This window comes from Pseudomonas hamedanensis (assembly GCF_014268595.2).
GTDB lineage: Bacteria > Pseudomonadota > Gammaproteobacteria > Pseudomonadales > Pseudomonadaceae > Aquipseudomonas > Aquipseudomonas hamedanensis.
Genome location: NZ_CP077091.1, coordinates 2,667,782 through 2,693,134 on the forward strand (window position 1 = coordinate 2,667,782; position 25,353 = coordinate 2,693,134).

Here is a 25,353-nt window from a genome sequence, read left to right on the forward strand (position 1 = left end):
CAGCCTCGCAACTGCACTACCGCTCAAACAACTCCATCTGCTCAAACCCACCGCGCAAGTCCTCCAGCCTCACCCCCACCCCCAACAACCGCACCGGTTTGCCGCCGCGATTGAACGCCTGCGTCAGCATCAACTGATAACTGCCCAGATCCCGCCCTGCCCCGGCCTGTTCCAGCGTGGTCTGGGTGAAGTCATGAAACTTCACTTTGACGAACGGCTTGCCCGGTCGATAACTGCTGTCGATCCGGGCCATACGGGTTTTCAGGGTGTCCAGCAGTTCGGGTAACTTGTCGAGACAGCTGCGCAAATCCGGCAGATCAACGTCGTAGGTGTTTTCCACGCTGATCGACTGACGACGACTGTCGTTATGCACCAGCCGATCATCAATCCCACGGGCCAAGTTCCACAATCGCTCGCCGAAGCTGCCAAATTCACGCACCAGCGCCAGCCTGCCCCACTCACGCAGATGCTCGCAGTCAACAATGCCCAGCTTGCCGAGTTTGTCGGCGGTAACTTTACCCACGCCGTGCAGCTTGCTCACGGGCAAACCGCTGACGAAATCCTCGACCTGGTCCGGCGTGATCACGAACAAGCCGTTGGGCTTCTTCCAGTCACTGGCGATCTTGGCCAGAAACTTGTTCGGCGCAACGCCAGCGGAAACAGTGATATGCAATTGATTGGAGACCCGGCGACGAATGTCCTGGGCAATGCGCGTGGCACTGCCGCCGGAATGCGCACTGTCCGACACGTCCAGATAGGCCTCATCCAATGACAAAGGCTCGATCAGGTCGGTGTAATCGGCAAAGATCGTATGAATTTCCTTCGACGCTTCGCGGTAAGCCTCCATGCGCGGCTTGACGATGGTCAGGTCCGGGCACAGCTTCAAGGCATGCCCGGAGGCCATCGCCGAGCGCACGCCATAGGCGCGCGCTTCGTAATTGCAGGTCGCGATCACTCCGCGTCGATCCGCCGAACCACCGACCGCCAACGGCTTGCCAGCCAGACGCGGATCGTCGCGCATCTCGATGGCGGCGTAGAAACAATCACAGTCGATGTGGATGATTTTTCGCTGAGTCATGTAGGAAAAACAAACGTGGCAAGCCGGAGCGCCAGTATCTCACCGACACCTGTATATAGCACCAGTGGTTGAAGGATCTTTTCCGACAGTAGGAAACTTCATAAGGATTTGTTTTTTCAATCACGGACCAACGGCCAATAGAGCTGGAAGCCTTGTACGCTCTGGGCTGCGCGCCGACAGGCGCCCTTGAAAACGAGCTAAGCGCTTGAACCTCAACAGATTTATCCAAATTGAAGGTTGACAGCTCGGCGATCCTCTGTAGAATACCGACACACAGACGCGGGATGGAGCAGTCTGGTAGCTCGTCGGGCTCATAACCCGAAGGTCGTCGGTTCAAATCCGGCTCCCGCAACCAAACATCAAAAAAGGCTACTCGAAAGAGTGGCCTTTTTTGTGCGCGTCTGTTTTGTACAGCCAGCGTCATGCGACACGGCAAACGCAAAAGAGGATTTCTTTGGATTTCCGAAACTTAACGCGTACCTGCGACCGTTTGCCGCGATTGCGCGGTTATTTCAGCCATTACAGGATTAGCGGTTGACACCTCGCCGTTCGCCTGTAGAATGCCGCCACACAGACGCGGGATGGAGCAGTCTGGTAGCTCGTCGGGCTCATAACCCGAAGGTCGTCGGTTCAAATCCGGCTCCCGCAACCAAACATCAAAAAAGGCTACTCGAAAGAGTGGCCTTTTTTGTATCTGTCGAAAAAGTCCTTTCGCAACAATGATCTGTCACTGTGCAGTGAAACCGCTGGGGATCATCGGAGCCGCCATCTGCGACCTGACTCAAGACGCAGAAAGGCCCTTCGCAATCCGGGAACTGCCCTCGCCGATGCCCGACGAGAGGCGTAGTATTTTGTGATTATTTTTTTCTACAGGGATTGGTAACTTGGCTGGATACCTCCATCCTGTCGCGCACAATCCAAGAGGTGATTGATGCGCGCCAACTCGTCTGATCCACAAGACACCGTCACAGCAGAGCAACCGATCAAACCCCAGCGTTTGCGCTGGCTGGATCGGTTAAGCAAATACCGTCAACCGATCGGCCTGGCCGTCACGTTGCTGCTGTTTGCCGTTGCCCTGATTGCCTGCCGCCATCTGCTCGCCGAACTCGATCTCGACGCGCTGCATGACTCGATTCTCGACGTACCGAAACCGGCCCTGCTCGGTGCTCTCGGGGCGACCGTGGTCGGCTTCGTCATCCTGCTCGGCTATGAATGGTCGGCCAGTCGCTACGCCGGTGTAACGTTGCCGCCGCGCATGCTCGCCCTCGGCGGCTTTACCGCATTTGCGATTGGCAATGCGATTGGCCTGTCGCTGCTCTCCGGCGGCTCGGTTCGCTATCGTTTATATGCGCGATTGGGCGTCGGTGCGTCGGAAGTCGCACACATGACCCTGTTCGCCAGCCTCTCGCTGGGCTGCGCCTTGCCGCCGCTGGCTGCGCTGGCCACCTTGAGCAACCTGCCGGCCGCCTCGCAAGCGCTGGGTTTGTCCCAGGTTTTGTTGGGCTCCGTCGCCGCCGCTGTGCTGATCCTTGGTGCGGTGCTGGCGATCGGCATCTATCGCCGACGCCTGCCGGAACAACCCTACCCCGACAACCTGCTGGTCAAGGCCGGGCGCCGCACGCTGCGCCTGCCGGGCCGGCGGCTGACCATCCTGCAACTGGTGATCACCGCCCTCGACGTCGCGGCTGCCGCCACGGTGCTCTACCTGTTGCTGCCGGAAGCGCCGCCCTTTGCGCCGTTCCTGCTGGTGTACCTGTTGGCTTTGGCCGCCGGCGTACTCAGTCACGTGCCGGGCGGCGTCGGTGTGTTCGAAGCGATTCTGCTCGCCGCATTTGCCGACAAGCTCGGTGCCGCACCACTGGCCGCCGCCCTGCTGCTGTATCGCCTGATTTATGTGGTGCTGCCGCTGCTGGTCGCCTGCGTATTGCTGCTGATCAACGAAGGCCAGCGTCTGTTTCAGAGCCAGACCCTGCGTGCGGCGTCCGGACTGGCCGCGCCGATTCTGGCGGTGCTGGTGTTCCTGTCGGGCGTGGTGCTGCTGTTTTCCGGCGCCACCCCGGAGATCGACACGCGTCTGGAGCACATCGGCTTTCTGATCCCGCATCGTCTGGTTGACGCGTCGCACTTCGGCGCCAGCCTGATTGGCGTGCTCTGTCTGTTGCTCGCCCAGGGTCTGCGTCGTCGTCTATCGGCGGCGTGGATGTTGACCACCATTTTGCTGCTAGTCGGCGCCCTGCTCTCGCTGCTCAAAGGCTTTGACTGGGAAGAAGCCACGCTGATGACCCTGACGGCCGCCCTGCTCGGTGTGTTCCGCCGCTCCTTCTATCGCCCGAGCCGTCTGACCGAACTGCCGTTTTCGCCGCTGTATCTGGTCGCTAGCCTGTGTGTGCTGGGTGCTTCGGCGTGGTTGCTGCTGTTTGCCTATCAGGACGTACCTTACAGCCACCAGCTCTGGTGGCAGTTCACTCTGGATGCTGACGCCCCGCGTGGCCTGCGCTCGCTGCTCGGCGCTGCGGTGTTGCTGGTGGTGATTTCCCTGACCTGGCTGCTGCGCACCGCACGCCCAGTGATTCATCTGCCGACACCCGAAGAACTCGAACGCGCGGCGAAGATCCTCATGGCGTCGGCACAACCCGACGGCGGCCTCGCCCTGACCGGTGACAAGGCGTTGCTGTTCCACCCCAACGATGAGGCGTTTCTGATGTATGCCCGCCGTGGCCGCAGCCTGGTGGCGCTGTACGACCCGATCGGGCCGAGCCAGCAACGCGCGGAAATGATCTGGCAGTTCCGTGACCTGTGCGACATCCATCACGCTCGCCCGGTGTTCTATCAGGTCCGCGCCGAGAACCTGCCCTACTACATGGACATCGGCCTGACCGCAATCAAGCTCGGCGAAGAAGCGCGGGTCGATCTGCAGCGTTTCGACCTGGAAGCCAAGGGCAAGGAGATGAAGGACCTGCGCTACACCTGGAACCGTGGCACCCGCGACGGCCTGTCGCTGGAAATCCATGAGCCGGGTCAGGCGCCGATGGCTGAACTCAAGGTGATTTCCGATGCCTGGCTGACCGGCAAGAACGTGCGCGAGAAAGGCTTCTCCCTTGGTCGCTTCAGCGACGACTACCTGAAGCATTTCCGCATTGCGGTGATTCGCTTCGAGGGCCGCCCGGTGGCGTTCGCCAATCTGCTCGAAACCTACAGTCATGATCTGGCCAGTCTCGACCTGATGCGCGCACACCCGGAGGCGCCGAAGCTGACCATGGAATTCATGATGGTCGGCCTGATTCAACACTATAAGAGTCACGGATACGCGCGCTTCAGCCTGGGCATGGTGCCGTTGTCGGGGTTGCAACCCCGGCGTGGTGCACCGCTGACCCAACGACTGGGCTCGATGGTCTTCCGCCGTGGTGAGCAGTTGTACAACTTCCAAGGCTTGCGCCGCTTCAAAGACAAGTTCCAGCCTGACTGGGAACCCCGTTATATGGCCGTGCCCGCCGGACTCGATCCGCTCGTGGCGCTGGCCGACACTGCTGCCCTGATCGCGGGCGGCTTGACTGGATTGGTGAAACGCTGATGATTCAACGCTCCCTGAAGTACATCCTTGCCGCACTGATCGTGCTGGCCGTGATTGCCGGCGGTTGTTTCTGGTACCTCAAACGCCCGGCACCGGAACCGACCGTCGAACAGCTCAGACCCGCCGATGGCGCGGCCATGACCCGGGTGATCCCGGGCACCAAAGCCAAGGCCCAGGTGCTGGTGGCTGTCACCGACGAGCAGAAGCTCTCCGAGAAACAACTGACTACCCTCAGCCGCAGCGCTTCGGCGCAGATCGTTCAGGTGATCCTGCCCAAGGACTGCCTGCTGCAAAGCCGCGCCCTGCAAGCGGGCCTGCGCGAACTGAACGGCCCGGCGACACTGGTCAGCGGCATCGGCCCGGGCGCCGTGCTGGCGTGGCGCTGGCTGGCGGAACAGAAAGACGACAAGGCTCAGGCCATCTCCGTCGACCTCGCGCTGGAAAAACCGGGCTGCACGCACCTGCTGCCGAAATCCGCCGCCCACGGCCACTGGCTGGTCGCGTGGAACGACAACCCGGACGACACCAGCGCCGGTTTCGTGCGCGATCAACCGAACGCCGAGACCAGCATCAGCGACTACGACATCAACCTGCCGCAAGTGCTGAACAACGAACTGCGCAAGATCCTCGTCGGCGGCGACAAGGCCAACGGCGGCCTGGCGATCCCGGTGGTGGAAGTGCCGGCCGGCCAGGCCAACGACACCGTGACCCTGTTCCTCTCCGGCGACGGCGGCTGGCGCGACCTCGACCGCGATGTGGCCGGGGAAATGGCCAAGATCGGCTACCCGGTGGTCGGCATCGACACCCTGCGCTACTACTGGCAGCACAAGAGCCCGGAACAAAGCGCCCTCGACCTCACCGAACTGATGCAGCACTACCGGCAGAAATGGGGCACCAAGCGCTTCATCCTCACCGGTTACTCGTTCGGCGCCGACGTCCTCCCGGCGATCTACAACCGCCTGCCAGAGAACGAACAGCAGCGCGTCGACGCCATCATCCTGCTCGCCTTCGCCCGCACCGGCAGCTTTGAAATCGAAGTCGAAGGCTGGTTGGGTAACGCCGGCAAAGAAGCCGCCACCGGCCCGGAAATGGCCAAGCTGCCAGCGGCGAAGGTCGTGTGCATCTATGGCGAAGAAGAGACGGACGAAAGTGGCTGCACCGACAAGACTGCCGTTGGCGAAGCGGTGAAACTACCCGGCGGGCACCACTTCGACGAGAACTACCCGGCACTGGCCAAGCGCTTGGTGGAGCTGATTCAGAAGCGTCAAAGCAAGGATTCGGTGGCCGAAGAGTGATCTGAAACGCCCCCACAAAAAGCCCCCGCCATCTCGCGATTACGGGGGCTTTTTACATTTCCGAGAATCACCCAATCCCCTGTAGGAGTGAGCCTGCTCGCGATAGCGAAGTATCAGCTTGCAAATCAGTGGCTGACACTCCGCTATCGCGAGCAGGCTCACTCCTACAGGCCAAGTCCTTCGCAGAAGACGCAGCTTTCAACAGAGACACCGACCGTCACGCGCTGATTCCGAGACCTGCACGCGCCAAGAGCGAATCTGAAGCGGATCCATCTGTACGCACCTCATAACGTGTGGGAGCGGGCTTGCTCGCGAAGGCGGTGGATCAGCCATTGGAGATGTCGACTGACATGACGCATTCGCGAGCAAGCCCGCTCCCACTGGGGGATTGGTGCAGGATTCAAGCGAAGTGCCCAGGCACAAAAAAGCCCCCGCCAACCACAAGGCTGACGAGGGCTTTTCAGTGGATGCAGGACTACATCTCCACCTGCGTCCCTAACTCAATCACCCGGTTCAGCGGCAAATTGAAGAAGCGCAAATTGCCATTGGCATTCTTCAACATGAACGCAAACAACGCTTCCCGCCAACGCGCCATCCCCTCGAGTTTCGAGGCGATCACCGTTTCCCGACTGAGGAAGTAAGTCGTACGCATCGGGCTGAAGTCGAGGTCTTCGAGGTGGCACAGCTTCAACGCCTGCGGCACGTCCGGTTCGTCGGTAAAGCCGAAATGCAGAATGACCCGGAAGAAGCCCTCCCCGTGCGCTTCGACTTCAAAGCGTCGCGATGGCGGCACACGCGGAATATCTTCATAGACCACCGTCAGCAGCACCACCTGCTCATGCAGCACCTGGTTATGCAGCAGGTTGTGCAACAGCGCATGCGGCACGGCGTCGGAGCGCGCGGTGAGGAAAACAGCGGTGCCCTGCACGCGATGCGGTGGTTGCACGCGGATGCTGCTGATGAAGATCGGCAGCGGCAGCGCGCCTTCGTCGAGGCGGTCGACCAATAGTTGTTTGCCGCGCTTCCAGGTGGTCATCAACACGAACAGGGCAATACCGGCGATCACCGGAAATGCGCCGCCCTGAACGATCTTCGGCACGTTGGCGGCGAAGTACAGGCCATCGACCAACAGGAAACCGAGCAGCACCGGGACCGCGAGGATCGGCGGCCATTTCCACAGCAGCAGCATCACCGCCGACACCAGAATGGTGGTCATCAGCATGGTGCCAGTCACCGCCACGCCGTAGGCCGACGCGAGTGCGCCGGAGGACTCGAAGCCGATCACCAGCAGGACCACCCCGACCATCAGCGCCCAGTTCACCGCGCCGATGTAGATCTGGCCCTGCTCGTCGCTGGAGGTGTGCTGGATGTACATGCGCGGGATGTAGCCGAGCTGGATCGCCTGACGGGTCAGGGAGAACGCACCGGAAATCACCGCTTGCGAGGCGATCACCGTGGCCAGGGTCGACAGACCAACCAGCGGAATCAATGCCCAGCTCGGTGCCAGCAGATAAAACGGGTTACGCGCCGCGTCAGGATTTTCCAGCAGTAACGCGCCCTGGCCGAAGTAGTTCAGCACCAGCGCCGGCAGCACCAGCAGAAACCACGCACGAGCAATCGGCTTGCGGCCGAAGTGGCCCATGTCGGCGTACAGCGCTTCGGCGCCGGTCAAAGCCAATACCACGGCGCCGAGGATCGCGACGCCCATGCCCGGGTGAACCGTGAAGAAGCGCACGGCCCAGACCGGGTTCATCGCGTGCAGCACTTCTGGCGCGTGGCTGATGCCATACACGCCGAGGGCGCCGAGTACCAGAAACCAGGTGACCATGATCGGCCCGAACAGAATGCCGATTCGCGCTGTGCCGTGCTTCTGGATCAGAAACAGCGCCACCAGCACCACCAGCGACAATGGCACCACCCAGTGATCGATGCCGTCAAACGCCAGGCCCAGACCTTCAATCGCTGAAAGCACTGAAATGGCCGGGGTGATCATGCTGTCGCCATAAAACAGCGCCGCGCCGATCAGTCCGCAGACCACCAACAACGTGCGCAGGCGCTTGCGCCCCGCCGCTGCTCGCCGCGCCAGTGCGGTGAGGGCCATGATGCCGCCCTCGCCCTGGTTGTCGGCGCGCAGGACGAACATCATGTATTTGATCGAGACCACCCAGATCAGCGACCAGAAAATCAACGACAGAATACCCAGCACGCCGTCGTGATTCACCGGTACGCCATACGCGCCGGAAAACACTTCTTTGAGGGTGTACAACGGGCTCGTGCCGATGTCGCCGTAAACCACCCCGACCGCCGCGACCAGCATGCTCAGCGGCCTGCTTGCCGAACCTTCGGCGCCTGCCGCATGACTACTTGCCTGACCCATCCAACACTCCTGATCTCAATACCGGCTTCTCTGAAGGAAGCACTATGCTTTGTGCTGCAGCATGCGCTGTTTTACCTGTTGTTACAGACGTTTTGTTGACTGTAAAAAATTGGTAAAGCTCAACGGCGCGAAGCATAGCGCAGCACTCGTCGTATTTCCCCGTATAAAGCTGGTCAAGTGCGTTGCCCGCCGCTAGAATTGCGCACTTTTTGATCAGAGGCGCGCCTTAAGCGCCCATCCGTCGGCTTCCGTACCCCGGAGGCGACGTCACAAAACACCGAGGTTAGACATGTCCACCACTCCTGCGCCGGCCAATCCAAAGGTTGGCTTTGTATCTCTGGGTTGCCCGAAAGCACTGGTCGACTCCGAGCGCATCCTGACCCAGCTGCGCATGGAAGGCTATGACGTGGTGTCGACCTATCAGGACGCCGACGTCGTGGTGGTCAATACCTGCGGTTTCATCGATTCGGCCAAGGCTGAGTCTTTGGAAGTGATCGGCGAAGCGATCAAGGAAAACGGCAAGGTGATCGTCACCGGCTGCATGGGCGTGGAAGAAGGCAACATTCGCAACGTGCACCCGAGCGTACTGGCTGTGACCGGTCCTCAGCAGTACGAGCAAGTGGTCAACGCCGTGCACGAAGTCGTGCCGCCGCGTCAGGATCACAACCCGCTGATCGACCTGGTGCCGCCACAAGGCATCAAGCTGACCCCGCGTCACTACGCCTACCTGAAGATTTCCGAAGGCTGCAACCACAGCTGCTCGTTCTGCATCATCCCGTCGATGCGCGGCAAACTGGTCAGCCGTCCGGTGGGCGATGTGCTCGACGAAGCTCAGCGTCTGGTCAAGTCCGGCGTGAAAGAGCTGCTGGTGATTTCCCAGGACACCAGCGCTTACGGCGTCGACGTGAAATACCGCACCGGTTTCTGGAACGGCGCACCGGTGAAAACCCGCATGACCGAGCTGTGCGAAGCCCTGAGCACCTTGGGCGTCTGGGTCCGCTTGCACTACGTTTATCCGTACCCGCACGTCGACGAGCTGATCCCGCTGATGGCCGCCGGCAAGATCCTGCCGTACCTGGACATCCCGTTCCAGCACGCCAGCCCGAAAGTCCTGAAGTCGATGAAACGCCCGGCGTTCGAAGACAAGACCCTGGCGCGGATCAAGAACTGGCGTGAAATCTGCCCTGACCTGATCATCCGCTCGACCTTCATCGTCGGTTTCCCGGGCGAGACAGAAGAAGACTTCCAATACCTGCTCAACTGGCTGACCGAAGCCCAGCTCGATCGCGTCGGCTGCTTCCAGTATTCGCCGGTTGAAGGCGCGCCAGCCAACGATCTGGACCTGGACGTGGTGCCGGACGACGTCAAGCAAGACCGTTGGGACCGCTTCATGGCGCACCAGCAGGCAATCAGCTCGGCACGCCTGCAAATGCGCATCGGCCGTGAGATCGAAGTGCTGGTGGACGAGGTTGACGAGCAAGGCGCGGTTGGCCGTTGCTTCTTCGATGCCCCGGAAATCGATGGCAACGTATTTATCGACAACGGCAGCAATCTGAAGCCGGGCGACAAAGTCTGGTGCAAGGTGACTGACGCCGACGAATACGATTTGTGGGCTGAGCAGATCTAAGCACCACGCAAAACCTGTGGGAGCGGGCTTGCTCGCGAAAGCGGTGAATCAGTCAGTGAAGATGTCGGCTGATGTGACGCATTCGCGAGCAAGCCCGCTCCCACAGGGGACAGTGCAGAATTCGAAAGCCCCGCTCTTTTTCAGGATGCGGGGCTTTTTTGCGGCTATCGTTTAGCGGGGGACGGACTCCCTTGAACACGCACGAGAGGCACACGCACATGCGTCAGCATTCGGTCATCCACACACCGAAAATCAGCGATTACGAAGAACTGACCCGGGTCTGGGAGGCCTCGGTCCGCGCCACCCATGACTTTCTGCCAGACAGCTACATCGAGCTGCTGCGCAATCTGGTGCTCACCCGCTATCTCGATGCGGTGATGCTGATCTGCACCCGGGACCGCCAGCAACGCATCACCGGGTTTGCCGGTGTCGCGGCGGGCAAGATTGAAATGCTGTTTATCGACCCCGAGCATCGCGGTCAGGGCCTGGGCAAGCAGTTGCTCAGATACGCTATCGAACGGTTGAATGCCGACGAACTGGACGTCAACGAACAGAATCCGCAAGCCTTGGGCTTTTACCAGAAACAGGGATTCGAGGTCATCGGCCGCTCCGAAGTCGATGGCATGGGCCAGCCGTATCCGTTGCTGCACATGCGGTTGCGGCAGTCCCAGCAGCGCTCGAACCATGCCTGACACCACACAATCCCTTGTAGGAGTGAGCCTGCTCGCGATAGCGCCGGATTAGCCGACATCAATGCTGAATGTCAGAATGCGAATCGCGAGCAGGCTCACTCCTACAAAAAGCCACACACCGAAATGGAACCGGGCTTAACCGCTTCCACACAGGTACAATGCCCACCCCTTTTTTGTTACGGCCCTGTCATGACTGACCCGATTCGCCTCTCCAAACGCCTCATCGAACTGGTTGGTTGCTCCCGCCGGGAGGCCGAGCTGTTCATCGAGGGCGGCTGGGTCACCGTGGACGGCGAAGTGATTGACGAGCCGCAATTCAAGGTCGGCGACCAGAAAGTCGAACTCGACAAGGATGCCAAGGCCACCGCGCCGGAGCCGGTGACCATCCTGCTCAACGCGCCTACCGGCATGGATGTCGAGAGCGCCATGCAATCGCTCAGCGCCGAAACCCTCAGCGAAGAGCATCGCTACGGCAAGCGTCCGTTGCGCGGACATTTCCTGCGCCTGACCGCCAGCGCCGACCTGCAGCCCAACGCCAGCGGCCTGCTGGTGTTCACCCAGGACTGGAAAATCCTGCGCAAGCTCACCGCCGACGCGGCGAAGATCGAGCAGGAATACATCGTCGAAGTCGAAGGCGAGATGGCCGCCCACGGCCTCAACCGCCTGCAGCACGGCCTGACCCACAAGGGCAAGGAGTTGCCGCCGGTCAAGGCCAGCTGGCAAAACGAAAACCGCCTGCGCTTCGCCATGAAAAACCCGCAGCCGGGGATCATCGCGCAGTTCTGTGCAGCGGTGGGCCTGAAGGTCATCAGCATCCGCCGCATCCGCATCGGCGGCGTCTCGATCGGCAAAGTCCCGCTCGGCCAATGGCGCTACCTGTCCGGCAAAGAGAAGTTCTAGGGCTTGCACTGCCGCCACACATTTCGGCAGCGCCCCCGAGCGCTGCCCACCACGCATCAGGAATACCGACATGGTTCATAACGACGTACTGCGCAGCGTGCGCTACATGCTCGACATCAGCGACAAGAAAGTCGTAGAGATCATCAAACTTGGCGGCATGGACGTAGCGCTGGCTGACGTCCTGACCTGGCTCGACAAGAAGGAAGAAGACGAAGAAGGTTTCGTGCGCTGCCCGGACGAAGTCATCGCGCACTTCCTCGATGGTCTGGTGATCTTCAAGCGCGGCAAGGACGAAAGCCGTCCGCCGCAGCCGATCGAAGTGCCGGTGACCAACAACATCATCCTGAAAAAGCTGCGCGTCGCCTTCGAACTGAAAGAAGACGACATGCATGCGATTCTCAAGGCCGCCGAATTCCCGGTGTCCAAACCTGAACTGAGCGCGCTGTTCCGCAAGGTCGGCCACACCAACTATCGTCCGTGTGGCGACCAGTTGCTGCGCAACTTCCTCAAGGGCCTGACCCTACGCGTTCGCCCTGCCTGATCCTTTATCTGCGGTGGCGGCTACCTATCGCCGCCGCAGCGCATGACCGCTTATTCCCCGCGAAAATAATGGCTCCGCTTTTTGCGGCTGACGACTAGGGTGTACTGATCCCTAGCCCTCAGGAGTCGCCATGCACCCCTACTTTTCCCTGCAAGGCCGCACCGCGCTGGTGACCGGCGGCACCCGTGGTATCGGCAAAATGATCGCCAAGGCCTTCGTCGAGGCCGGCGCCCATGTCTATGTCTGCTCGCGCGACGTAGAAGCCTGCCATCAAACCGCTGAAGAACTTGCCGCGCTGGGCATTTGCCATGGCGTGGCGGCGAATCTGGCCACCGAAGAAGGCGTGCGGGAACTGGCTGCGCGCCTGGGCGAGCAGATCACCCATCTGGATATTCTGGTGAACAACGCTGGCACCACCTGGGGCGCACCGCTGGAAAGCTACCCCGTCAAAGGCTGGGAAAAGGTCATGCAACTGAACGTGACCTCGGTGTTCAGCTGCATTCAGCAGTTCCTGCCGCTGCTGCGCAAGGCCGGTTCGGCGGCGAATCCGGCGCGGATCATCAACATTGGTTCGGTAGCGGGGATTTCTTCGTTCGGCGAGCAGGCGTATGCCTACGGCCCGAGTAAAGCGGCCCTGCATCAGCTGTCACGCATTCTCGCGCGGGAGTTGGTGAGTCAGCACATCAACGTCAACGTGATTGCGCCGGGGCGGTTTCCGAGCAAGATGACTCAGCATATTGGCAGCGATGAGCGGGCATTGGCTGAAGACACTGCGCTGATTCCGATGAAGCGCTGGGGGCGTGAGGAAGAGATGGCGGCGCTGGCGATCAGCCTGGCGAGTACGGCCGGGGCCTATATGACCGGGAATATTATTCCGCTGGATGGGGGGTTCAGCCTCTGAGATCGACGGTGAAGCTATCGCGAGCAGGCTCACTCCTACAGGGATTTTCAGCGAGCACAGATTTTGTGTACACCCATGACCCTGTAGGAGTGAGCCTGCTCGCGATAGCGTCAGCCAGTCACCACCAGATCTAAGGGCTGCCGGGTTATCATCCCCCCCCACCCCGCGTCGATTCAAAACCATGACTTACAGCGTCTCCCCCATCGGCTTCGTGCGCTCCTGCTTCAAGGAGAAGTTCGCCATTCCCCGCCAGCCACAACTGGCCCCCGCCGCCCGTGGTGTGCTGGAACTGGTCGCTCCGTTCGACCAGGGTGATGCCGTGCAGGGCCTGGAGCAGGTCAGTCATGTGTGGCTGTTGTTCCTGTTCCATCAGGCGCTGGAGGAAAAGCCACGCCTGAAAGTTCGCCCGCCGCGCCTGGGCGGCAACAAGTCGATGGGCGTGTTCGCTACTCGCGCCACCCATCGCCCTAACGGCATCGGCCAATCGGTGGTGAAACTGGACAGGGTCGAAGCCCATCGCCTGTTCATCTCCGGGATTGATCTGCTCGACGGCACGCCGATTCTCGACATCAAACCCTACGTGCCATATGCCGATATCATCCCGGGGGCGAGAAACGATATCGCCAGCGCCGCGCCGCAACTGATTGACGTGCAGTGGGCGGAGTCGGCGCTGCAACAGGCGCATACACATGCTCAGCGCCTCGATGAGCCGTTGGTTGAGCTGATTGAACAGTGCCTGGCTCAAGATCCGCGTCCGGCCTATCAGACGCCGGCACCGGAACGTGAATACGGTGCGCAGTTCTGGGATCTGGACGTGCGTTGGCATTATCCGACGCCCGAGCAGATCCGCGTGCTGGAAGTTATCCCGGTCTCTGCGTAAACCCCGGAAACGAAAAAGCCCGCGCTGCCTTCTCAGGCAACGCGGGCTTTTTGCTTTTCTGTAGGAGTGAGCCTGCTCGCGATTGCGGTGGATCAGTCAAGATGGATTTCGACTGACACGGCCCTATCGCGAGCAGGCTCACTCCTACAAAGGGTGTTATTTTTCGACGAACGCACGCTCGATCAGGTAGTCACCCGGCTCGCGCATCCGCGCCGAAATTTTCAGCCCGAAGCTGTCGAGCACTTCGCTGGTCTCGTCGAGCATGCTCGGGCTGCCGCAGATCATCGCGCGGTCGTCCTGCGGGTTGATCGGAGGCAGGCCGATGTCGCTGAACAGCTTGCCGCTGCGCATCAGGTCGGTCAGACGGCCCTGATTCTCGAACGGCTCGCGGGTCACGGTCGGGTAGTAGATCAGCTTGTCACGCAGCGCTTCGCCGAAGAACTCGTTCTGCGGCAGGTGCTCGGTGATGAATTCGCGGTAGGCGACTTCGTTGACGTAACGCACACCGTGAACCAGGATCACTTTTTCAAAGCGCTCGTAGGTTTCCGGATCCTGAATGACGCTCATGAACGGCGCCAGACCGGTGCCGGTGCTCAGCAGGTACAAATGCTTGCCCGGGTTCAGGTCATCCAGCACCAGGGTGCCGGTAGGCTTTTTCGAGATGATGATCTCGTCGCCTTCCTTCAAGTGCTGCAGTTGCGAGGTCAGCGGACCGTCCTGCACCTTGATGCTGAAGAATTCCAGATGCTCTTCCCAGTTCGGGCTGGCGATCGAGTAAGCGCGCATAAGCGGGCGGCCGTTGGGCTGCTGCAGGCCGATCATCACGAACTGACCGTTCTCGAAGCGCAGGCCCGGATCGCGGGTGCACTTGAAGCTGAACAGAGTGTCGTTCCAGTGATGAACACTGAGGACACGCTCGTGGTTCATGTTGCTCATGTACGTTTGACTCCTGGAGATTGGTCTGCGCGGCTCGATGAGGCTCAACGTGCGCAATTGCATCGCATTCTAATAGCGACGACAATATCTGTTAACTGGATTATTAAGATAAGGGTTATCGGTTATATCGATATGCGATTTACTCTCCGTCAACTGCAAGTCTTCGTCGCTGTCGCCCAGCAGGAAAGCGTATCCCGTGCTGCGGGTCTGCTCAACCTCTCGCAGTCGGCTGCCAGCACCTCGATCACCGAACTTGAGCGCCAGTCCAGCTGCCAGCTGTTCGACCGCGCCGGTAAACGGCTGAGCCTCAACGCTCTCGGCAAACAGCTGTTGCCGCAAGCGGTGGCTCTGCTTGATCAGGCCAAGGAGATCGAAGACCTGCTCAATGGCAAATCCGGTTTCGGCTCGCTGTCGGTAGGCGCGACGCTGACCATCGGCAATTATCTGGCGACCCTGCTGATTGGCGGCTTCATGCAGCGCCACCCGGAAAGTCAGGTGAAGCTGCATGTGCAGAACACAGCCAATATCGTGCAACAAGTCGCCCACTACGAAATTGACCTGGGTCTGATTGAAGGCGATTGCAGCCATCCCGACATTGAAGTGCAGAGCTGGGTCGAAGATGAGCTGGTGGTGTTCTGCGCGCCGCAGCATCCACTGGCCAAGCGCGGCAGCGCGAGCATGGAAGAGCTGACCCATGAGGCGTGGATTCTGCGCGAACAGGGTTCCGGCACGCGCCTGACCTTTGATCAGGCCATGCGCCACCATCGCAGCGCGTTAAACATCCGTCTGGAGCTGGAACACACCGAAGCGATCAAGCGCGCAGTGGAATCAGGCCTGGGGATTGGCTGCATCTCGCGCCTGGCGCTGCGCGATGCGTTTCGCCGCGGTAGCCTGGTGCCAGTGGAAACGCCGGACCTGGACCTGGCCCGGCAGTTTTATTTCATCTGGCATAAACAGAAATACCAGACCTCGGCCATGCGCGAGTTTCTCGATCTGTGCCGCGCTTTTACCGCCGGGGTGCAGCGCAGCGACGAGATTGTCCTGCCCAACATCGCTTAAAGCAGAATCACCGCCCACACCAGCGCGATCATGCTCAGCGCCACAAATTGCGCGGCGCTGCCCATGTCCTTGGCGTTTTTCGACAGCGGATGCAGCTCCAGCGAGATGCGGTCGATGGCCGCTTCGACGGCCGAGTTCAGCAATTCGACGATCAGCGCCAGCAGACATACTGCGATCAACAACGCCTGTTCGACACGGCTGACGTTCAGGAAAAACGTCAGCGGAATCAGCACGACATTGAGCAGTACCAGTTGACGGAACGCGGCTTCGCCGGTGAAGGCCGCGCGCAGGCCGTCGAGCGAATAGCCAGACGCGTTGAGGATGCGTTTCAGGCCGGTCTGGCCCTTGAAAGGTGACATAACGTTGAGACCAACCAAAAAGGAGTGGGGAAGCTAGATCAACAAGAGTCAAAAAAGCGTGAAACCCGCAGCCATCACTGGCTCGGAATTGACTCAAGTTGTTGCAGCAGTAAAGCCGCTTGTGTACGGGTGCGTACATTCAGTTTGCGAAAGATCGCCGTGACGTGGGCCTTGATGGTCGCTTCCGACACACTCAACTCATAGGCAATCTGCTTGTTCAGCAGGCCCTCGCAGACCATGGTCAACACGCGGAACTGTTGAGGTGTCAGGCTGGCGAGGCCATCGCTGGCGGCTTTGGCCTCATCGGAGACGCTGACCGCTTCGAATGCCTGCGGCGGCCAGAACACATCGCCATCCAGCACTTGGCGCACTGCTTGCTGAATCACGCTCAGATCGCTGGACTTGGGAATGAAGCCACTGGCACCGAACTCGCGGGATTTGACCATCACCGACGCTTCTTCCTGGGCCGAGACCATCACCACCGGAATCTGCGGGTACTGACCGCGCAGCAGCACCAGCCCGGAAAACCCGTAGGCGCCGGGCATGTTCAGGTCCAGCAGGACCAGATCCCAGTCGGCCTTTTCGGTCAGACGGGTCTCCAGTTCGGCGATGCTCGCCACTTCCACCAGACGGACTTGCGGGCCAAGGCCCAGCGTCAGCGCTTGATGCAGCGCGCTACGAAAAAGCGGGTGATCGTCGGCAATCAGGATGTCGTATGTGGCCATTTTTCAAATGATCCTGTTTTTTGATGGCAGACCCGGTGCATTCCGGTCTGACCAAAGCAACTCGAGACGCCGCTTCAAGCGAGATCCACAGGGGCACGTTCAACGCCAATCAACAGCAAACACGGCGTTTCAAACCTTGGCCGCACCCTAATCGGCGCCAAGCATGCCCAGCGAAGCCGGGGTGGTCAAGCAGCAGGGCCGCTGCGGCTGACAGTATGGGCCACTATTGGGCCAACTCCGGCTGCGGCTTTGGTATATAGGGCAGCAACTCAGCGTGGGCCGGCGTCGATTGATTCATTTCCAGCTGCTGCTTGGCGCCGAGGTAATGCTGGCTGAACACGTCGAAATAGGCGTCCAGCGCTGAAGCGGCATCACGGTCGCCGGCCAGCTCCAGGCACAGCGCCGCGACTTCGGCGGTGCACAGATGTTCGCTGCGGGTCGAGCGGCGCAAGCGGTAGCGCGACAGCTTGTCGGGCAGCAGGCTCAGAATCGGCAAGCGATCGAAATACGGACTCTTGCGGAAAATCTTCCGGGCTTCGGTCCAGGTAGCATCGAGCAGGATGAACAGGGGGCGCTTGCTGCTATCGAGGGCGACGCTGTTGGTCACGCGCGACGGCTCGACGTATTCGCCGGGAAACACCAGATAGGGCTGCCATTGCGGATCGTTGAGCAACGCCAGCATCCGCCGGTCAGGCTCGGTGCGAGACCAGATGAACGCGTGGTTATCGCGCACCACGTCGGCAATCAGCCAACCGGTATTACTCGGTTTGAACACTTCCTTGCCGGTCATGATCAGGCACACGCCGGAACGGGTCTCGACGCTGGGACGCCAGGCGCATAGGCAATGACTGATGATCACCCGGCAATCACGGCAACGCTCGGAGCGAAAGCCGCGGGCCTGAATCGGCTTGATGCCTTCATCCTCGCGCTGGTCGCGCAAACGGGCGACGGCGTTGGGGGCGTGATTCATTGCGGGCAACGCCGGCAGACAGGAAAACTCGACACGAACAACACTCGGCAGGGGCAGTAAAGCGCGGCAGTTTACCAGAGCAACAGGCACAAGCCTGTACCGTCCAGACCGGCTCCCCTATAATTCGCCCCCACTGAACGCACAGCCCCGTGGTTGGTCGAACCACCAGTCACCGAATCAGGAGAGTTTCATGCTGCGCCTTATCGTTCCCACCGCTGCCATTCTGCTGGCGTCGTCCTTCACCGCTCAGGCTGCATCCCTGAGTGAGCAGAATCTGAACAGAGAGCTGCGCAACGTCGCCGCCCAAAGCAGCGTCGGCACGCCTCGGGCAATCAATGAAGACATTCTTGACCAGGGCTACACCGTCGAAGGCACTCAGTTGATCAACCACCTGAGCGTACAAAAGAGCCACGCCGACAAAATGCGTGCCGACCCGAAAGCGGTGTACTTCCAGCTCGGTGCCTCGGTCTGCAACAACCCGTCGTACCGCAAGCTGATGGCCAAGGGTGCGATCATGCGTTACGACTTCACCGAAGTGAAAACCAACAAGGCCATCGGTTCCGCCAGTTATCAGGAATCGGACTGCCCGAAAGCCGCCCCGGGGAAGAAGAAGTAATCAACGCGAATTGGCGCGCCGCTGTTCATCCTCGGCGCGCAACTCGGCCAGCAAGGCCTGCAGATAGTGCGAGCGACGCTCGCCACCGGCCAACCGTCGGCAGCACTCTTCTTCGAGACTGACCTGATTGGCCTCGGCTGATGCCTTCAACATTCGATACAGCTGTGTATCGATCTCCAGAATCACTTTGGCCATTTGGCCCGCCTCCGTGCCACCCGCAAATCCTTGAAGCAATCCTCGCTACCTGTCTGTCAGTAAATCAGAGGGTTGGCCGCGCGGTTTATGTTCGGACGAACGGTGGCGGCACTGGCCTTCATTCAAATGGCAGTTGCCAGCCAGGACGTTGCGGCGCAATGATCAACTCAGCGCAAATGCGCGCGAGGGTCTAGATTCAGAGTATTCCCGAACACTTGCAAACGGCAGAAAAGGAACTGCCGCCGATGCGTGTTTTTTGCAGCGCGGCACTGACATCGCTCGTCCGGACCACCCGCTCTGTGCAAAAGGAGACGTTGAATGCCTTACCAACCGAATGACCTCTTGAGCCGTCATTTTCAGGAAAACGGCCCCGACCTCGTCAGCCAGGTCGAAGAACAACTCAAGCGTGTTTCACCCGACAGCCCCAACCTGCCCATTTACCGCGACATGATCCTGACCGTGTTGCGCATGGCCCAGGAAGATCACAACCGCTGGAACGCCAAAATCACCTTGCAAGCCCTGCGCGAACTGGAACAAGCGTTTCGGGTACTGGAACAATTCAAGGGGCGACGCAAAGTCACCGTGTTCGGCTCGGCGCGCACGCCGGTGGAACATCCGCTTTACGCCATGGCGCGCGAACTCGGCGCAGCCTTGACGCGCGCCGACATGATGGTCATCACCGGTGCCGGGGGCGGCATCATGGCTGCCGCGCACGAAGGAGCCGGACGTGATCACAGCCTGGGGTTCAACATCACCCTGCCCTTCGAGCAACATGCCAACCCCACCGTGGACGGCACCGACAACCTGCTGCCTTTCCACTTCTTCTTCACGCGCAAACTGTTCTTCGTCAAGGAAGCTGATGCCCTGGTGCTGTGTCCGGGCGGTTTTGGCACGCTGGATGAAGCGCTGGAAGTGCTGACCCTGATCCAGACCGGGAAAAGTCCACTGGTGCCGGTGGTCCTGCTGGATGCGCCGGGCGGCACGTTCTGGCAAGGCGCGATGGATTTCATCCGGAATCAGCTAGAGAACAACCGCTACATTCTGCCGACCGATATGAAGCTGATGCGTCTGGTCTACACCGTTGACGAAGCGGTCGAACAGATCAATCAGTTCTACAGCAACTTCCACTCCAGCCGCTGGCTCAAACGGCAGTTCGTGATCCGCATGAACCATAAGCTCAGCGATCAGGCACTGGCGCAGATGCAGGACGAATTCGCGGATCTGTGTTTGAGCGATCAGTTTCATCAACACGCCTACAGCGGTGAAGAACACGACGAAGCGCAATTCAGCCACTTGGCGCGCCTGGCATTTGCCTTCAATGGCCGCACGCACGGGCGTCTGCGTGAACTGGTCGATTATATCAATCTGCCTGAAAACTGGGCCGATTCCAAACCGCCCACAGCACAACGCTCGCGCGAACCTTCCAGCGTGATTTGAAAGCAAAAAAAAACGGCCCGCTATTTTTCAATAGCGGGCCGTTTTCATTGAATCGGGTTAATCGTCCATCCCTCTACCGCTGAACAAGCGGTTGATCATCTCCATCGAGAACCCCCGATACGCAAGAAAACGGCCTTGTTTGGCTCGCTCCTTCGCATCAATGGGCAAATGCCCGGAGAACTTGCGTTGCCACGTATCCTGAAGCTGCGCCTGCCAGTCGATACCGCTTTCGCGCAGAGCGAGTTCGATATCGGCGCGTTGCAAACCGCGCTGACTCAGCTCCTCGCGAATTCGCAGAGGGCCATAGCCAGAGCGGGCGCGATAGGAGACAAAACTTTCAAGGTATCGGGCTTCGCTAAGCAGTCCCTCTTCCGTCAGACGGTCGAGGGCTGTTTCGATCAGCTCCGCCTCAGCGCCACGCTGACGCAGCTTGCGCGTCAGCTCGACTCGACCATGCTCGCGACGTGCGAGCAGGTCCATGGCGGTTCGCCGCACCGCGACGAGGGTATCGAGTACAAGTGTCATTCAACGACTCAAACGTCGACATCGGCCTCGGCCATGTTATCGACCTTGTCCCGGGAGGCCAAAGCCTTGACGTCTGCCACTGGTGCCAGCAGCTTGTCACGCAGTTGCTTCTCGAGCTTGGCGGCGACTTCCGGATTGTCAGCCAGGAACTTGGCCGAGTTGGCCTTGCCCTGACCGATCTTGGTGCCTTCGTAGGCATACCAGGCGCCGGACTTCTCGACGAAACCGTGCAGCACGCCCAGGTCGATCATCTCGCCATTGAGGTAGATGCCCTTGCCGTAAAGAATCTGGAACTCGGCCTGACGGAACGGCGAAGCGACCTTGTTCTTCACAACCTTGACGCGGGTTTCGCTGCCGACCACTTCGTCGCCTTCTTTCACCGCGCCGGTACGGCGGATATCGAGACGAACCGAGGCGTAGAACTTCAGCGCGTTACCACCGGTGGTGGTTTCCGGGCTGCCGAACATCACGCCGATCTTCATGCGGATCTGGTTGATGAAGATCACCAGGCAGTTGGCGTTCTTGATGTTACCGGTGATTTTACGCAGCGCCTGAGACATCAGACGGGCTTGCAGGCCGACGTGCATGTCGCCCATTTCACCTTCGATTTCAGCCTTCGGCACCAGTGCCGCCACGGAGTCGACGATGATCACGTCAACAGCGTTGGAACGCACCAGCATGTCGGTGATTTCCAGCGCCTGTTCGCCGGTGTCCGGCTGGGATACCAGCAGGTCGTCGACGTTAACGCCCAGTTTGCCGGCGTACTCAGGATCGAGGGCGTGTTCGGCATCGACGAATGCGCAGGTCGCGCCAGCTTTTTGCGCCTGGGCGATCACCGACAGCGTCAGTGTGGTTTTACCGGAAGATTCAGGACCGTAGATTTCAACAATACGGCCTTTTGGCAGGCCGCCGATGCCGAGTGCAATGTCCAGACCCAGAGAGCCAGTGGAGATGGATGGGATCGCCTGACGGTCCTGATCGCCCATACGCATTACGGCACCCTTGCCGAATTGACGTTCGATCTGACCCAGGGCCGCAGCCAAGGCTTTCTTCTTGTTGTCGTCCATTAAAGTCCTCACGTAATCAATAAGGCCTGACGGCCAACACCTGTATAAGTAGCCAGTATTATTCCACAGCGTTCGCGGATCGCCTACCCCTGATTTTCGATTTCTCGTGCCGCTAGTCGCACAAGCCCCTCTAGCGCGGCCTTCACCGTTTGTCGGCGGACTTCGTCGCGGTTGCCGGCAAAGTGCTGCACCTCGCTGGAAACCGCATCACCGACGCCCCAGGCCAGCCACACCGTGCCCACCGGCTTGTTCGGTGTGCCACCGTCAGGACCGGCGACTCCGCTGACCGCCACGGCAAACCGCGCCAGGCTTTTATCCTGGGCGCCGCGCACCATGGCTTCGACAACGTCCCGACTGACCGCGCCCACCGTTTCGAACAACTCACCGGGCACATTCAGTTGCTGGGTTTTCTGCCGGTTCGAATAGGTGACATACCCTGCCTCGAACCACGCCGAACTGCCCGCAACCCGAGTGATCGCTTCGGCGATGCCGCCGCCGGTACACGACTCGGCGGTGGTCACGTGGGCATTGAGCACTTGCAGGTGTCGGCCAAGCTCGGCGGCCAGTTGGGTGATCTCTTTCACGGCGCACTCCGGATCGTGTGGAATGCGTATCACCGTACACGAGCCGCTCGCGCTTTCAATACACAAGATCATTCAAGATGTTCGGGCTGCAACGCTCTGACATAGGCCTGACAAGCCTGCAAGGCAATCAATGCGCGGTCACCGGTGTCGGTGATGGCGATAATTCGTTGAGCATGCGCCGGGTCAAGTCGGGCGCGTACGGTTGCATGATCCACGCCGCCGGCGCCGGTGGCGGCAGGCACGTTGCAGCCTTGGGCAACGTCGCCGGCGTCGAGAAGGACTGACAGCCGGACATCAGCAGTGGCAAGGCGATCGCGCAGGCGATCCTGATCACGTTGGGCATCGCTCAGCGCTCGGTAATGGGTTTGTTCACTGGCCGCGAGCCGTTGCTCCAGAGCCAGCCGTTTAACCTGCTCGGCCTGTTGTGCGCTCGCAGCGGCCTGCGTCAGTTGATTGAGCGTTTCGGCGTTTAACCGGGCCTGCTCGGCCAGTTGCCGGCCGTAGCGCCAGTCCTGAAACTGCCACGCTGCTGCGAACGCCCCGGCAGCCAGCAGCAACAGGCCGATCACCCGCCAGGAGCCGGACATAGCACCGCCCTCGCCCGCGCCCAGATATCCAGACGATCCTGCAAGCCGTTCAACCCGCCGTTGATCCGGCGCGTAATGGTGTTGAACTGATCGGCGTCGGCCAGTTCATTCAGGCCCTTTTGCGCCCAGAACCACGCCGCCGATTCAGCGGCCCATTGCGGCTGCTCGAGCAATTCAGGCAACGACAACAAGCGTTCATCGCCAAATAATCCGAGGCTGCACTGGCGATAATTGGCGCGACCGGTGATCTGAATCAGCCCGCGCCCCCGATATTTTTGTCCGTCGCCGTCTGCTTCCGGAGTATTGCCCAGACGCAGCGCCAGCGTGCCGGTGTCGTATTTGCTCAGGTACTGGTTGTTGCCCAGCTCCCGCACGTAACGCAATTGACCGGACTCGTGACCGACCTGTGCCAGGAACGCAGCAACACGTTTCGGCGTGTCGATGCGATGCCGGGCCATGGCGGAGTTGAGAGCCGAAACAAAAACGCCCGCTTGGGAGCGGGCGTTGGGCATGATGTCGATCAGGTGTTTTTCAGTGATTTGCATAATGCTTGATCCTCCCTGGATAGTGCCCCGATTGAATCATGGCTGGCGGCTGATGCGTGTCAGCCATTTATTTGCCAGAGTTTTCAGGCCCTTTTCAACCTGCGTGCCTTCGGGAGCTGCGAACACCCAACCGAGCGTTCCGAAGTGGGCTGTCCACTCAAGTTGTGGTGCTGGTGTGACCTCGCTGATATCGACCCAGAGAAGATCCGGGTGAAACATCTCGGCCATATTGCCGTCGGTAGTGAACAACTCGACCACGGTGTCACTGGAGATGCGTGCGTAAGTCTTCATCAGGCGTACTCGTGGATGATGACGACGCCCGGGGCACCTGCGCCGCCGGGTCTGGCCGGTTGATTGAATGTGTTAGCGATTCCGCCCGCGCCTGAGCCAAACCCGGATCCCGGTGCAGCGAGACTCAACGCTACACTGTTGCCGTAACCGCCACTTCCAAGCGGTGAATTCGCACCATGGCCCGCCAGTGTCGAGCCGCTAAGGCAAATCCCGGGGCTACCTGCTGCTCCCGCAGTATTGATGATATTGCCGCCGCTTGAGATCAGGCTGGGAAAGCCGCCCACGTACAAGCCGAATCCAGGGAGAACAAGCGCTTCGTTCCATGGAGACCCGCCACCCCCGGTGGCTGAAACCAGTGAACCTATCGAACTGGTGCCGCCACTCCCTCCACCTGTACTGACCGAACCAGCCGCACCACGGGCCCCGACGGTAATGATCTGGCTTTGTCCGATCACACCAGCGGACAACCATGCTTGCGCATAACTACCAGAAGCGCCGCCGCCAGCCAAAGAGATCTGATTGGAATTCGTCGCGGCGATGCCCGAACTGCCGCCGCCTCCGCCGACGAGCGAGACCAACACATTCCTCATCCCCACTGTCGGCACATAAGTGCCCGACGCAGTAAACGTCTTCACCCCCAACAACCGACCGCTTGCCGCATTACCGCCGCTCGCATACACCAGCACCCAACTGTCCAGCGCTGCGCTGTACACCACCGAACAGACGCTGCCGCCGACGATTTCGGCCGGGCGCAATGCGCTCAGTGCGAGGCTCACCAACGGCTTGGGCAGCAATCCATTCGGGGCGAAAGTGCTCGCTCCGGTGTTGGCATTTGCCGCGGTGAAGCGCAGTGCCAAGCCATCCTTCAACACGCTGACCGCCGGGACGTAGTTGACCATGTAGAGGTTGGCCGCGCCGATGTCCGAGGCGTGCTTGTCTTCACCAGCCTGGCTGAGCTTTTTCACCGCCAGCAGCAGTTGGTTCACGTCCGTTTCGCTCGGTTCGAGCCCGGCGGAGTTGATGACATTCAACAACTCATCGGTAACGCCGTTGCCCCAGGCCGCAGGGATCAGCGAGCCAGGCAAACCTGCGATGGCGTCCTCATTGACAAATTTTCCATTTACCAGCCCTACGCTGGGAACGCTTTTTGGATAATCCACGTTTAATTCCTTAGAAAGTCAGAGCGCCCAACCAATCGGGTTCTACCGGCCGCGAGCGCGCATCTGGAAACTCCGGGTGATCAGGCCAGTCGCGCAATGCCTGCCGATACGCCAGTAGCTGTTTGAATTCTTCAGCGCGCAGGGTCGTGCCCTCGCCGGTTTCCAATTCTTCGGCGTCACGCAAAACCAGCCATTGGGTGCTCTGAAGCATCTGGTTGCGCCAGGCACGCTCAATTGAGTCATGGCGTTGGGCAACCACTGGAACCCGCTTCGGACGGCCGTCAATATCAAGGGAAAGGACCGTTCCTTCCGGAGCATTCGATACCAGCGCGCAGTACTCGCCTTCGCTGAGTACAAACGCATCGGCGGGAATATTCAGGCCGTGCAAATCAGAATGATAAAAACCGCTGGTAGTCGGGGAAAAATAATACATAT

26 protein-coding genes and 2 tRNA genes are annotated in these 25,353 nt (G+C 60.1%); 13 read left to right on the forward strand and 15 right to left on the reverse strand.

The genetic code is table 11. The features are described 5' to 3' along the window. Positions 1-16: 16 nt before the first annotated feature. Positions 17-1,078 (reverse strand): DNA polymerase IV, encoded by a 1,062-nt coding sequence (dinB, locus tag HU739_RS11520; protein WP_186552409.1) that lies wholly within the window; start codon positions 1,076-1,078, stop codon positions 17-19. Positions 1,079-1,356: 278 nt separating this feature from the next. Here dinB and HU739_RS11525 point away from each other — a divergent pair. From HU739_RS11525 to HU739_RS11540, 4 genes are all read left to right on the forward strand, one after another. Continuing rightward, positions 1,357-1,433 (forward strand) — tRNA-Met (locus tag HU739_RS11525). A gap of 220 nt (positions 1,434-1,653) precedes the next feature. Further along, positions 1,654-1,730: transfer RNA gene (locus tag HU739_RS11530), tRNA-Met, on the forward strand. A gap of 279 nt (positions 1,731-2,009) precedes the next feature. Next, a complete protein-coding gene (mprF, locus tag HU739_RS11535; RefSeq protein WP_186552632.1) occupies positions 2,010-4,649 on the forward strand; it encodes a bifunctional lysylphosphatidylglycerol flippase/synthetase MprF in 2,640 nt (879 codons plus the stop codon). Then, complete coding sequence (locus HU739_RS11540) at positions 4,649-5,944, forward strand: virulence factor family protein (protein WP_186552631.1); 1,296 nt, start codon at positions 4,649-4,651, stop codon at positions 5,942-5,944. Before mprF ends, HU739_RS11540 begins: the two co-directional genes overlap by 1 nt. Before the next feature lie 475 nt (positions 5,945-6,419). Here HU739_RS11540 and HU739_RS11545 read toward each other — a convergent pair whose 3' ends face one another. Then, entirely contained in the window at positions 6,420-8,261 is a 1,842-nt protein-coding gene (locus tag HU739_RS11545; RefSeq protein WP_407681958.1) for a potassium transporter Kup, read from the reverse strand. A 349-nt stretch (positions 8,262-8,610) separates the two neighbouring features. On the opposite strand from HU739_RS11545, the gene rimO reads away from it, so the two are divergent. From rimO to tsaA, 6 genes are all read left to right on the forward strand, one after another. Beyond that, the gene (rimO, locus tag HU739_RS11550; RefSeq protein ID WP_186550326.1) at positions 8,611-9,948 is read left to right on the forward strand and encodes a 30S ribosomal protein S12 methylthiotransferase RimO; all 1,338 of its coding nucleotides are present in this window, start codon (positions 8,611-8,613) and stop codon (positions 9,946-9,948) included. A gap of 218 nt (positions 9,949-10,166) precedes the next feature. Beyond that, the gene (locus tag HU739_RS11555; RefSeq protein ID WP_186550324.1) at positions 10,167-10,640 is read left to right on the forward strand and encodes an acetyltransferase; all 474 of its coding nucleotides are present in this window, start codon (positions 10,167-10,169) and stop codon (positions 10,638-10,640) included. A gap of 189 nt (positions 10,641-10,829) precedes the next feature. Next, positions 10,830-11,540, forward strand: a complete 711-nt coding sequence (locus tag HU739_RS27145) for an rRNA pseudouridine synthase (protein WP_186550322.1) — start codon at positions 10,830-10,832, stop codon at positions 11,538-11,540. A 70-nt stretch (positions 11,541-11,610) separates the two neighbouring features. Continuing rightward, entirely contained in the window at positions 11,611-12,081 is a 471-nt protein-coding gene (locus HU739_RS11565) for a YehS family protein (RefSeq protein WP_186550320.1), read from the forward strand. A gap of 130 nt (positions 12,082-12,211) precedes the next feature. Next, positions 12,212-12,982 (forward strand): SDR family oxidoreductase, encoded by a 771-nt coding sequence (locus HU739_RS11570; protein WP_186550318.1) that lies wholly within the window; start codon positions 12,212-12,214, stop codon positions 12,980-12,982. A gap of 181 nt (positions 12,983-13,163) precedes the next feature. Next, positions 13,164-13,862, forward strand: coding sequence for a tRNA (N6-threonylcarbamoyladenosine(37)-N6)-methyltransferase TrmO (gene tsaA, locus HU739_RS11575; protein WP_186550316.1), 699 nt, complete (start codon positions 13,164-13,166; stop codon positions 13,860-13,862). Positions 13,863-14,018: 156 nt separating this feature from the next. Here the strand turns inward: tsaA and fpr are convergent, their stop codons facing one another. Beyond that, positions 14,019-14,798: a ferredoxin-NADP reductase gene (gene fpr / locus HU739_RS11580; protein WP_007908723.1), complete on the reverse strand. Its 780-nt coding sequence runs from the start codon at positions 14,796-14,798 to the stop codon at positions 14,019-14,021. Between the two features lie 132 nt (positions 14,799-14,930). Between fpr and HU739_RS11585 the strand changes: the two genes are divergently transcribed. Then, positions 14,931-15,857 (forward strand): LysR family transcriptional regulator, encoded by a 927-nt coding sequence (locus tag HU739_RS11585; protein WP_186550313.1) that lies wholly within the window; start codon positions 14,931-14,933, stop codon positions 15,855-15,857. Here HU739_RS11585 and HU739_RS11590 read toward each other — a convergent pair. From HU739_RS11590 to HU739_RS11600, 3 genes are all read right to left on the reverse strand, one after another. Next, positions 15,854-16,216: a diacylglycerol kinase gene (locus tag HU739_RS11590; RefSeq protein ID WP_003222276.1), complete on the reverse strand. Its 363-nt coding sequence runs from the start codon at positions 16,214-16,216 to the stop codon at positions 15,854-15,856. The genes HU739_RS11585 and HU739_RS11590 overlap by 4 nt on opposite strands. Before the next feature lie 74 nt (positions 16,217-16,290). Continuing rightward, positions 16,291-16,941, reverse strand: coding sequence for a response regulator transcription factor ErdR (erdR, locus tag HU739_RS11595; protein WP_186550311.1), 651 nt, complete (start codon positions 16,939-16,941; stop codon positions 16,291-16,293). A gap of 223 nt (positions 16,942-17,164) precedes the next feature. Further along, positions 17,165-17,911, reverse strand: coding sequence for a tRNA-uridine aminocarboxypropyltransferase (locus HU739_RS11600; RefSeq protein WP_186550308.1), 747 nt, complete (start codon positions 17,909-17,911; stop codon positions 17,165-17,167). A gap of 190 nt (positions 17,912-18,101) precedes the next feature. Here HU739_RS11600 and HU739_RS11605 point away from each other — a divergent pair, with 190 nt between their 5' ends. Beyond that, the gene (locus HU739_RS11605) at positions 18,102-18,527 is read left to right on the forward strand and encodes a PA3611 family quorum-sensing-regulated virulence factor (protein WP_186550306.1); all 426 of its coding nucleotides are present in this window, start codon (positions 18,102-18,104) and stop codon (positions 18,525-18,527) included. Here the strand turns inward: HU739_RS11605 and HU739_RS11610 are convergent, their stop codons facing one another. After that, positions 18,528-18,722 carry a hypothetical protein gene (locus tag HU739_RS11610; protein WP_186550304.1) on the reverse strand — a complete coding sequence of 65 codons (195 nt, stop codon included), beginning with the start codon at positions 18,720-18,722 and terminating at the stop codon, positions 18,528-18,530. A gap of 318 nt (positions 18,723-19,040) precedes the next feature. On the opposite strand from HU739_RS11610, the gene HU739_RS11615 reads away from it, so the two are divergent. Then, on the forward strand, positions 19,041-20,159 hold the full coding sequence (locus tag HU739_RS11615; RefSeq protein ID WP_186550302.1) for an LOG family protein: 1,119 nt from the start codon (positions 19,041-19,043) through the stop codon (positions 20,157-20,159). A 57-nt stretch (positions 20,160-20,216) separates the two neighbouring features. Here the strand turns inward: HU739_RS11615 and recX are convergent, their stop codons facing one another. The 8 genes from recX to HU739_RS11655 all read right to left on the reverse strand — a co-directional run bounded on the left by recX (position 20,217) and on the right by HU739_RS11655 (position 25,351). Beyond that, positions 20,217-20,684, reverse strand: coding sequence for a recombination regulator RecX (recX, locus tag HU739_RS11620; RefSeq protein ID WP_186550300.1), 468 nt, complete (start codon positions 20,682-20,684; stop codon positions 20,217-20,219). Positions 20,685-20,692: 8 nt separating this feature from the next. After that, entirely contained in the window at positions 20,693-21,751 is a 1,059-nt protein-coding gene (gene recA / locus HU739_RS11625) for a recombinase RecA (protein WP_186550298.1), read from the reverse strand. Between the two features lie 83 nt (positions 21,752-21,834). Then, on the reverse strand, positions 21,835-22,335 hold the full coding sequence (locus tag HU739_RS11630; protein WP_186550296.1) for a CinA family protein: 501 nt from the start codon (positions 22,333-22,335) through the stop codon (positions 21,835-21,837). Positions 22,336-22,403: 68 nt separating this feature from the next. Then, the gene (locus HU739_RS11635) at positions 22,404-22,922 is read right to left on the reverse strand and encodes a lysis system i-spanin subunit Rz (RefSeq protein WP_186550294.1); all 519 of its coding nucleotides are present in this window, start codon (positions 22,920-22,922) and stop codon (positions 22,404-22,406) included. Next, complete coding sequence (locus HU739_RS11640) at positions 22,901-23,467, reverse strand: glycoside hydrolase family 19 protein (RefSeq protein ID WP_186550292.1); 567 nt, start codon at positions 23,465-23,467, stop codon at positions 22,901-22,903. Before HU739_RS11640 ends, HU739_RS11635 begins: the two co-directional genes overlap by 22 nt. Positions 23,468-23,503: 36 nt before the next feature. Further along, positions 23,504-23,758 (reverse strand): hypothetical protein, encoded by a 255-nt coding sequence (locus HU739_RS11645; protein ID WP_186550290.1) that lies wholly within the window; start codon positions 23,756-23,758, stop codon positions 23,504-23,506. Further along, entirely contained in the window at positions 23,758-24,918 is a 1,161-nt protein-coding gene (locus tag HU739_RS11650; RefSeq protein WP_186550288.1) for a glycine-rich domain-containing protein, read from the reverse strand. Before HU739_RS11650 ends, HU739_RS11645 begins: the two co-directional genes overlap by 1 nt. 10 nt (positions 24,919-24,928) lie before the next feature. Beyond that, a complete protein-coding gene (locus tag HU739_RS11655; RefSeq protein WP_186550286.1) occupies positions 24,929-25,351 on the reverse strand; it encodes a phage tail assembly chaperone in 423 nt (140 codons plus the stop codon). Positions 25,352-25,353 lie beyond the last annotated feature (2 nt).

Excerpts from the sequence above, each read along its gene's own strand:
- tsaA (WP_186550316.1), top strand. The coding sequence starts at position 13,164 with ATGACTTACAGCGTCTCCCCCATCGGCTTCGTGCGCTCCTGCTTCAAG.
- HU739_RS11610 (WP_186550304.1), bottom strand. The coding sequence starts at position 18,722 with ATGGCCAAAGTGATTCTGGAGATCGATACACAGCTGTATCGAATGTTG.
- mprF (WP_186552632.1), top strand. The coding sequence starts at position 2,010 with ATGCGCGCCAACTCGTCTGATCCACAAGACACCGTCACAGCAGAGCAA.
- dinB (WP_186552409.1), bottom strand. The coding sequence starts at position 1,078 with ATGACTCAGCGAAAAATCATCCACATCGACTGTGATTGTTTCTACGCC.
- HU739_RS11555 (WP_186550324.1), top strand. The coding sequence starts at position 10,167 with ATGCGTCAGCATTCGGTCATCCACACACCGAAAATCAGCGATTACGAA.
- HU739_RS11645 (WP_186550290.1), bottom strand. The coding sequence starts at position 23,758 with ATGAAGACTTACGCACGCATCTCCAGTGACACCGTGGTCGAGTTGTTC.
- HU739_RS11540 (WP_186552631.1), top strand. The coding sequence starts at position 4,649 with ATGATTCAACGCTCCCTGAAGTACATCCTTGCCGCACTGATCGTGCTG.
- HU739_RS11565 (WP_186550320.1), top strand. The coding sequence starts at position 11,611 with ATGGTTCATAACGACGTACTGCGCAGCGTGCGCTACATGCTCGACATC.
- HU739_RS11590 (WP_003222276.1), bottom strand. The coding sequence starts at position 16,216 with ATGTCACCTTTCAAGGGCCAGACCGGCCTGAAACGCATCCTCAACGCG.
- HU739_RS11605 (WP_186550306.1), top strand. The coding sequence starts at position 18,102 with ATGCTGCGCCTTATCGTTCCCACCGCTGCCATTCTGCTGGCGTCGTCC.
- HU739_RS27145 (WP_186550322.1), top strand. The coding sequence starts at position 10,830 with ATGACTGACCCGATTCGCCTCTCCAAACGCCTCATCGAACTGGTTGGT.
- HU739_RS11585 (WP_186550313.1), top strand. The coding sequence starts at position 14,931 with ATGCGATTTACTCTCCGTCAACTGCAAGTCTTCGTCGCTGTCGCCCAG.
- recX (WP_186550300.1), bottom strand. The coding sequence starts at position 20,684 with ATGACACTTGTACTCGATACCCTCGTCGCGGTGCGGCGAACCGCCATG.
- erdR (WP_186550311.1), bottom strand. The coding sequence starts at position 16,941 with ATGGCCACATACGACATCCTGATTGCCGACGATCACCCGCTTTTTCGT.
- rimO (WP_186550326.1), top strand. The coding sequence starts at position 8,611 with ATGTCCACCACTCCTGCGCCGGCCAATCCAAAGGTTGGCTTTGTATCT.
- recA (WP_186550298.1), bottom strand. The coding sequence starts at position 21,751 with ATGGACGACAACAAGAAGAAAGCCTTGGCTGCGGCCCTGGGTCAGATC.
- fpr (WP_007908723.1), bottom strand. The coding sequence starts at position 14,798 with ATGAGCAACATGAACCACGAGCGTGTCCTCAGTGTTCATCACTGGAAC.
- HU739_RS11545 (WP_407681958.1), bottom strand. The coding sequence starts at position 8,261 with ATGCTGGTCGCGGCGGTCGGGGTGGTTTACGGCGACATCGGCACGAGC.
- HU739_RS11570 (WP_186550318.1), top strand. The coding sequence starts at position 12,212 with ATGCACCCCTACTTTTCCCTGCAAGGCCGCACCGCGCTGGTGACCGGC.
- HU739_RS11635 (WP_186550294.1), bottom strand. The coding sequence starts at position 22,922 with ATGTCCGGCTCCTGGCGGGTGATCGGCCTGTTGCTGCTGGCTGCCGGG.
- HU739_RS11600 (WP_186550308.1), bottom strand. The coding sequence starts at position 17,911 with ATGAATCACGCCCCCAACGCCGTCGCCCGTTTGCGCGACCAGCGCGAG.
- HU739_RS11640 (WP_186550292.1), bottom strand. The coding sequence starts at position 23,467 with ATGCAAATCACTGAAAAACACCTGATCGACATCATGCCCAACGCCCGC.
- HU739_RS11615 (WP_186550302.1), top strand. The coding sequence starts at position 19,041 with ATGCCTTACCAACCGAATGACCTCTTGAGCCGTCATTTTCAGGAAAAC.
- HU739_RS11655 (WP_186550286.1), bottom strand. The coding sequence starts at position 25,351 with ATGTATTATTTTTCCCCGACTACCAGCGGTTTTTATCATTCTGATTTG.